The organism is Stenotrophomonas sp. YJH_SMC_33 (assembly GCF_059372295.1).
The window spans coordinates 93,897-100,821 of sequence record NZ_JCAFVJ010000014.1 but is presented as its reverse complement, the minus strand read 5'-3'; the positions used below and the strand labels follow the sequence as shown (position 1 = coordinate 100,821).

Sequence of the window (6,925 nt, the reverse complement as noted above, 5' to 3'; positions counted from 1 at the left end):
TTATCGACGTTAAGGTGCGGGATGGGGATCGCTCGGCTCGTCTGTCGGCTGCTATCCGCAGATATCATGTTGACGGTCCCTCCACCCTGGCTCCTACATACCGCGTAGGAGCCGGGAGGAACATACAAGCCATGCTCGGCTCAGAGCAGCCGAGCGCAGGCTCGGCTCTACACGAAGCAGGAAACAGAAGGGCCGGCAGTGCGCCGGCCCTTCTGCATTGCATCAACGCAACCACCGCATCAGAACTTCGCGGTGAACTCCACGCCCCAGGTACGCGGCTCGTTGAGGAAGCCGGTCAGGTTGTTGAAGTCGATCGCGCCGACCACGCGGGTCTGGTTGGTCAGGTTGCGACCGAACACCGCCACGTCGTACTGGCCGTAATCCCAGTTGTAGCCCAGGCGCAGGCCGCCTTCCAGCGAACTGCGGCCGCGGAATTCCGGCGACTCGTAGATGAAGAAGTTCACCGCGCTGCGGTAGGCCCAGTCGGTGTAGGCGTACAGCTCGCTGCCATCGCTGAGCGGGAAGCCCACGCGCAGGGTCGCGTTGTGGATCCATTTCGGCGCCTGCGGCAGCGGGTTGCCGTTCACCAGCGCATAGGTGCCGCCGTTGATGACCGTGGTCGGGTCGTTGATGGTGCAGCCACCGCCGCAGATCGCCACCGCAAGGTTCTTGTCCTTGATCTCGGTGTCGTTGTAGCTGCTGCCGAAGGTCAGCAGGACGTTGTCGGCCAGGTAGGCTTCCAGGTCCAGTTCCACGCCCTGGCCGATGGTCTTGTCGGCGTTGAGCAGGGTGGCGGTGTTGTTGGCACCGCCCACGGCGATCAGCTGCTGGCCGTCAACGTTGTAGCGGAACACGCTCAGGCCCAGGCGCGCGCGGCGCTCGAACAGGTCGGCCTTGATGCCGGCCTCGTACGAGATGACCTTCTCCGAATCGGCCTGCGACAGGCCCGGCGCAAAGGCCAGGCGGCCCTGGATCGACGGCGCGCGGAAGCCCTTGGCGACGCGGGCGTAGGCGTTGATGTCGTCGGTCAGCTTGTACACGCCGCTGACGTCCCAGCTGACGTCGTTGACGTCGGAGTTGGCCAGGTACGGGCCGCTGACCGGGGTGCCGAACGGAACGGCCTGCAGCACGCTGGCGCTGAAGTCCTTCTTGTCCTGGGTATAGCGCACGCCGGCACGCAGCTTGAAGCGGTCGGTGACATCGAAGTCGCCCGAAGCGAACACCGCCCACGCCTTGTTGCGCTGGTTCTGCACCACGTGGCCGGTCTGCGGATTGCCCGGGGTCAGCGAGTCGTAGTTGAAGTTGTTGATGGTCACGTCTTCATCGAAGTAGAAGACGCCGGCCTGCCAGTCGAAGCGGCCCCATTCGTTGGACTCGATGCGCACTTCCTGCGTCCACTGGCGGTGGTGCGGCAGGCCGTCGGCCGACTCCGACGAGAACGGAATCAGGCCCGGACCGTAGTTGCCGGCACCGAGGAAGGCCGCACCGTAGCCGCCGTCGATGTCACCGCGGTTGAGCGATTCGGCGGTCTCGTAGCCGGTGATCGAGTGCAGGGTCACCGAGCCGAGGTTCCACTGCAGGCGCGCGCTGCCGCCCCAGGTCTCCAGGTCGGAGAAGTTGACGCCGTCGTTGGCCACCTTGTCGCGGTCGAAGTTCTCGACCAGCGAATTGCCGCCCTTCTGGATGATGTTGGCGCGGAACAGGCGCGCGGTGCCGTTGAGCTTGCGCTTGTGCAGGTTGAACAGTGCTTCGAAGTCGTCGCCTTCGTACAGGAACTGCACGCGGCCGGCGGCTTCGTCATAGCCTTCGAAGCCACTGTTGGGCGCACCGGCGCGGGTGTTGTCGACCCAGTCGTCGCGGCGCTGGTAGATGGCCGAGACGCGTGCCGACCAGCGGTCGGTCAGCGGGCCGCCGTAGGCGCCCTGCACGTTCCAGCTGTTGTAGCTGCCGTAGCCCACGCGCACGTAACCGTCGGCATCCTGCGAGGGACGCGCCGAATCGAACTTGACCACGCCGGCCGGGGTGTTGCGGCCGAACAGCGTGCCCTGCGGGCCACGCAGCACTTCCACGTTGGCCAGGTCGAACAGCGGGAAGCCCTTCAGCAGCGGGCTTTCCTGCACCACATCGTCATACACCAGCGACACCGGCTGCGAAGCATTGAGGTCGAAATCGGTGTTGCCCAGGCCACGGATGTAGAAGCGCGGGAAGGCGCGGCCGTAGGACGACTCGATGTTGAGGCTGGGCACGCGTGCGGCCAGGAAGCGGATGTCATCGCCGGCCGAGCCGAGCACATCCAGCTTCTCGCCCTGGATCGCGCTCAGTGCGACCGGTACGTCCTTGGCGTTCTCGACGCGCCGCTGCGCGGTCACCTGCAGGGCATCGAGGGCAACCGGATCCTTGGCAGCGGGAGTTTCCTGGGCGGCCGCAACCAGCGGCAGCAGGGCGGAAAGAGCGGCAACGAGGGGGCGCGCGACCGGAAGGCGGCCACGGGAAGTACGGGTCGGGGACATGGCGGTAGGCTGTGTTTGGAGGGGTGGTAAAACGGCGCTACCAGATAATTGTTGCAATACAGCACCTGCCCCGCAAATGCCCGCCGTTCATGGGCCTGTCGCCCCGGCCCGGGCGCCCTCGCTAGACTCGGGGGTTTCCAGCCCTGCGGAGCCGCCGCGATGACCCAGTGGTATTTCCATGCCTCCGCCCAGGCCGAGCGTATCGGCCCGCTTGATGACCAGGCTGCGCGCCGTTATGCGCGGGCCAACCCGCGCGCGCTGGCCTGGTGCCAGGGCATGAGCGGATGGACCTCGATTGCCGAGGTGCCGGAGCTGCAATCTGCGGCCCCGGGCATGCCGAACAGCCCGCCGCCGGTCCCCTCCGCCAGCGGCCGCGCCGACGACATCGAATTCCGCATCGTCGGCCATGAAATGCAGTTCGTGGAGATCGAGCTCGACCCCGGCGAGAGCGCCATTGCCGAGGCCGGCGCATTGATGTTCAAGGACGCCACGGTACAGATGGACACGGTGTTCGGCGCCGCCAACGGCGACCAGGGCGGCGGCTTCATGGGCAAGGTGATGGCCGCCGGCAAGCGCGTGCTGACCGGCGAGAGCCTGTTCGCCACCGTCTACACCCAGAGCGGCCACGGCAAGGGCAAGGTCGCCTTCGCCGCGCCCTACCCGGGCACGGTGCTGGCGATGAAGCTGGACCAGCACGGCGGCCGCCTGGTCTGCCAGAAGGACAGTTTCCTGGCCGGCGCGCGCGGCGTGCAGATCGGCGTGCAGTTCCAGCGCAGGATCATGACCGGCCTGTTCGGCGGCGAGGGCTTCATCATGCAGAAGCTGGAGGGCGACGGCTGGGTGTTCATCCACGCCGGCGGCTGCGTGGTCGAGCGCGAGCTGGCTGCCGGTGAACGCCTGGACGTGGATACCGGCTGCGTGGTGGCGTATCACCCGACGGTGGACATGGACGTGCGCCGTGTTGCCGGCATCAAGAGCATGCTGTTCGGCGGCGAAGGCGTGTTCCTGGCCACGCTGACCGGTCCGGGCAAGGTCTGGCTGCAGTCGCTGCCGTTCTCGCGCCTGGCCGGCCGCATGTGGATGGCCGCGCCGCAGGGCGGCGGCCAGAACCGCGGCGAAGGCTCGGTGCTGGGCGGCCTGGGCCGGATGCTGGACGGCGACAACCGGTTCTGACCGCCTCGCGGTAGTGCCGGCCGCTGGCCGGCTGTTTCACGAGGGTGCCGGCCAGCGGCCGGCACTACCCGAAGCATCCGATGAATGGGCGGGCCGACCTACCCTGCCCGCCCTGCGGCACCTTCGGTATGCTGGCGCCCTTTCCTGAATCCGGCGCCGCGAGCGCACTGCCGATGAGCCTGTTCCGACCCCGCATGCTGCTGTCCGTCGCCCTGATCGGCCTGCTGGCCGGCTGCGGTGGCGACCCGGTCCGCCCTGCGCCGCCGCCGGCGCCAACCGTGGTACCGCAGGCCAAGCCGGTGAAGATCGGTATCGCCCTCGGTGGTGGCGCAGCCAAGGGCTTCGCCCACATCGGCGTGATCAAGATGCTGGAGGCCAATGGCTTCGAACCGGCCGTGGTGTCCGGCACCAGTGCCGGCAGCGTGGTCGGCGCGCTGTATGCCAGCGGCATGGATGCGTTCCAGATGCAGAGCAAGGCAGTGGCGCTGGATGAAGCCAGCATCCGCGACGTGCGCCTGTTCTCCGGTGGCCTGGTGCAGGGCCAGAAGCTGCAGGACTACGTCAACGAGCAGGTCGCCAACCGCCCCGCCGAGCGCCTGAAGAAGCCGTTCGCCGCCGTCGCGACCCAGCTGGAAACAGGCGAGCGCGCGATCTTCGTGCGCGGCAACGTCGGCCAGGCCGTGCGCGCCTCCAGCAGCATTCCCGGCGTGTTCGAACCGGTGAAGATCGGTGGCCGCAACTACATCGATGGCGGCGTGGTGAGCCCGGTGCCGGTCGATGCCGCGCGCCAGCTCGGCGCCGACTTCGTGATCGCCGTGGACATCTCCAGCAAGGCCAGCGGCAAGGCGCCGACCGACATGCTGGGCATCGTCAACCAGTCCATCTCGATCATGGGCCAGCGCCTGGGCGAGCAGGAACTGGCACGCGCCGACATCGTCATCCGCCCGAAGGTGCTGGACATCGGCGCCGCCGATTTCAGCCAGCGTGGCACCGCGATCCTGGAGGGCGAAAAGGCCGCAATGGCCGCGATGCCGCAGATCCGCGCGAAGATCCAGCAGCTGCAGCGTGCACGCGCCGCGGCCGCCGCACCGGCACCCGTGGCCGCGCCGAAGTGCGAGGAAGCCTCGCGCCTGGGCAGGCTGATGGGCCGCAAGGACAAGTGCTGAGCTGAGCCGGCGTGTCGCTGCCAGACAGCGACGCGCGCGTTCTAGCGCGCAGGCCGGTAACCGCTGGCCTGCTGCCGCTCGCGCCTGCGCGCCTGACGGGCCTGCTCCTGCAGTGTCGCCGTGTGCTGCAGTTGTTCCATGCCATCGGCCGGCACATGCAGCTGGCGTCGCGCACGGGTGAGTGCCAGATAGACCGCGCGCACCGGGTTGTGCCAGATGCGCCCGCCCTGCCCCGCACTGAAGCAACCGGGTGACAGCGAGACCACGTCGAACTGCAGGTTCTTCGCGTGTTCGGCCAGGCACAGCGCCACCCGCCCTTCAGCGGGCGTGTCCTGGTCATCGAGCGCCTGCAGCAGTGACTGCACCCGATCGGCAGACGCAAACAGTTCGACCAGCGCGCCCTGCCCTTCGTCGGCCTGCGTGGCCAGGAAGCGCTCCCACTCCGGGTCCGATGCGCTGGCGTGGCGACGGCGCCACGCATCCAGCGGGCGCTGCAACACACCGCGCAGCGCGCGCAGCGATGCCGGATGCAGGTAGGGCCGCAGCCCGAGCGCCTGCAGCTGCGCCGCATCGAGGGCCAGATCGGCGACGCTGCCATGGATGCGCAGGCCCTCGCTTGGTACCTGCGCCCAGTGGCGGTAATGCAGCACACCGGTGGCGCGGTCGGCGGCACCGACGAACGGCCCACTGTCCTGGCCCAGTCCATCCAGCGCCAGGGTCTGGTTGACCAGGCCCTCGACCTGGTTGCCCTGGCGCACCGACTGGTGCATTTCCAGCACCTTCGACGCGCCCCAGCGCGGCACCGTGCCGGACAGGCACTGATGCGGATCGCCCAGACTGACCACGCCAGGCGCATGGCCGGCCAGCAACTGCTTCCACGACGGGCTGAGGTCATGCGCCTCGTCCACCAGCAGCATGCCCATGTCCAGCGGCGGGGTAACGCCGCGCAGTGCCAACCACTTGCCGATGTGCGCCGGGCTGAGGCTCAGCAGCGTGCCCCGCTGCAGCTCGGCGTCGAACATGCAGCGCCAGACGTGCTCGGCAGCCGCCATGTACGGCGACACGTCGAGCATCGCGGCGGGCACCGAACGGTCGAAATGCTGGAACGCCAAGCCCGGTGCCGACGACGCGCACCAACGGTTGATGGCCTCGAACGCAGTCAGCAGCACCTGCTCCGGGCTGCGCCCACCGATGCCCTGCAGGCCGATGCGGCCGGCAATCTCGCGCGGCGTGCGGGTGCTGCGCCGGTAGCTGGCAACGAAGCCACCGGTGTGGCCGCTGCGCGCGGCATGCTGCGCCACGCGGTTGGCGAACTCGATCTGGGTCAGCAGGCGCACCGCGGTGCTGGCCGGCACGCGGCTGCGGAAGGCTTCCACCTGCCCACGCGAGGGCGCCACGTAGGTGTAGCGGCCGGGCCGCGCCTCCATCAGCGCCAGCACCAGGTGGCCCTTGCCGGTGCCGGCATAGCCATCGAGGTCGATCAGCTCATCGGGGTTGGCGGCGATGGCGCGCAGCACGCGGGCCTGCTCGGAGGTGTACAGGCCATGGTGTTCGACCGCACGCGCGTCCTCGGCGGCCACGTCATCCTGCGTGAGCGCCTCGTCACTGGAAAAGGTGGCGGGAAAGCGGATCTCATGCTCGGTCAGGGTTTCCTGGCAGGCCTGCTGCAGGGCCAGGCCCGGATACTCCAATGGCGACTGCGCGATGACGTCCTGCAGGATCTGCGCCGGCGCCAGCAGCACGCCGTGGGCGGCCAATGCGGTCAGCCAGGCATCCAGCTCCGGCTGGCCTCCGCCACCGGGGCCGGCCAGCTCCGCGGCGGCGCCTTCGTTGCCGGCAAACAGCGCGCAGGCATCATGCAGCAGGCGTTCGATCTCGGCCGCTGGATGCAGGCGCGTCCGGCACAACTGCGCGGCCATCAGCCCGGCCTGCTCCACTGCCGTCTGCGGCGGCGTGCCGTGAGCGATGTAACGTGCCAGCGACTTGCGCTGCAGCGGCAGGAAGATGGTGGTGGGCACCGGGTGCTGGAGTTCGGACATGCGTGGAACCGGAAAGGAACGCTGCGGCGCGCGCAGG

General features: G+C 68.5%; 4 protein-coding genes. 2 read left to right on the top strand and 2 right to left on the bottom strand.

The annotated features are described in order from the left end of the window. Nucleotides 1-239 precede the first annotated feature (239 nt). Nucleotides 240-2,510, bottom strand: a complete 2,271-nt coding sequence (locus AC5P9W_RS17720; protein ID WP_188250482.1) for a TonB-dependent receptor domain-containing protein — start codon at nt 2,508-2,510, stop codon at nt 240-242. Between the two features lie 159 nt (nt 2,511-2,669). Here AC5P9W_RS17720 and AC5P9W_RS17715 point away from each other — a divergent pair, with 159 nt between their 5' ends. Beyond that, nucleotides 2,670-3,683: a TIGR00266 family protein gene (locus AC5P9W_RS17715; protein WP_111099286.1), complete on the top strand. Its 1,014-nt coding sequence runs from the start codon at nt 2,670-2,672 to the stop codon at nt 3,681-3,683. Nucleotides 3,684-3,856: 173 nt separating this feature from the next. Further along, complete coding sequence (locus tag AC5P9W_RS17710) at nt 3,857-4,849, top strand: patatin-like phospholipase family protein (RefSeq protein WP_021204629.1); 993 nt, start codon at nt 3,857-3,859, stop codon at nt 4,847-4,849. Nucleotides 4,850-4,890: 41 nt separating this feature from the next. On the opposite strand, the gene AC5P9W_RS17705 is transcribed toward AC5P9W_RS17710, so the two are convergent. Further along, a complete protein-coding gene (locus tag AC5P9W_RS17705) occupies nt 4,891-6,888 on the bottom strand; it encodes a hypothetical protein (RefSeq protein ID WP_021204628.1) in 1,998 nt (665 codons plus the stop codon). Nucleotides 6,889-6,925 lie beyond the last annotated feature (37 nt).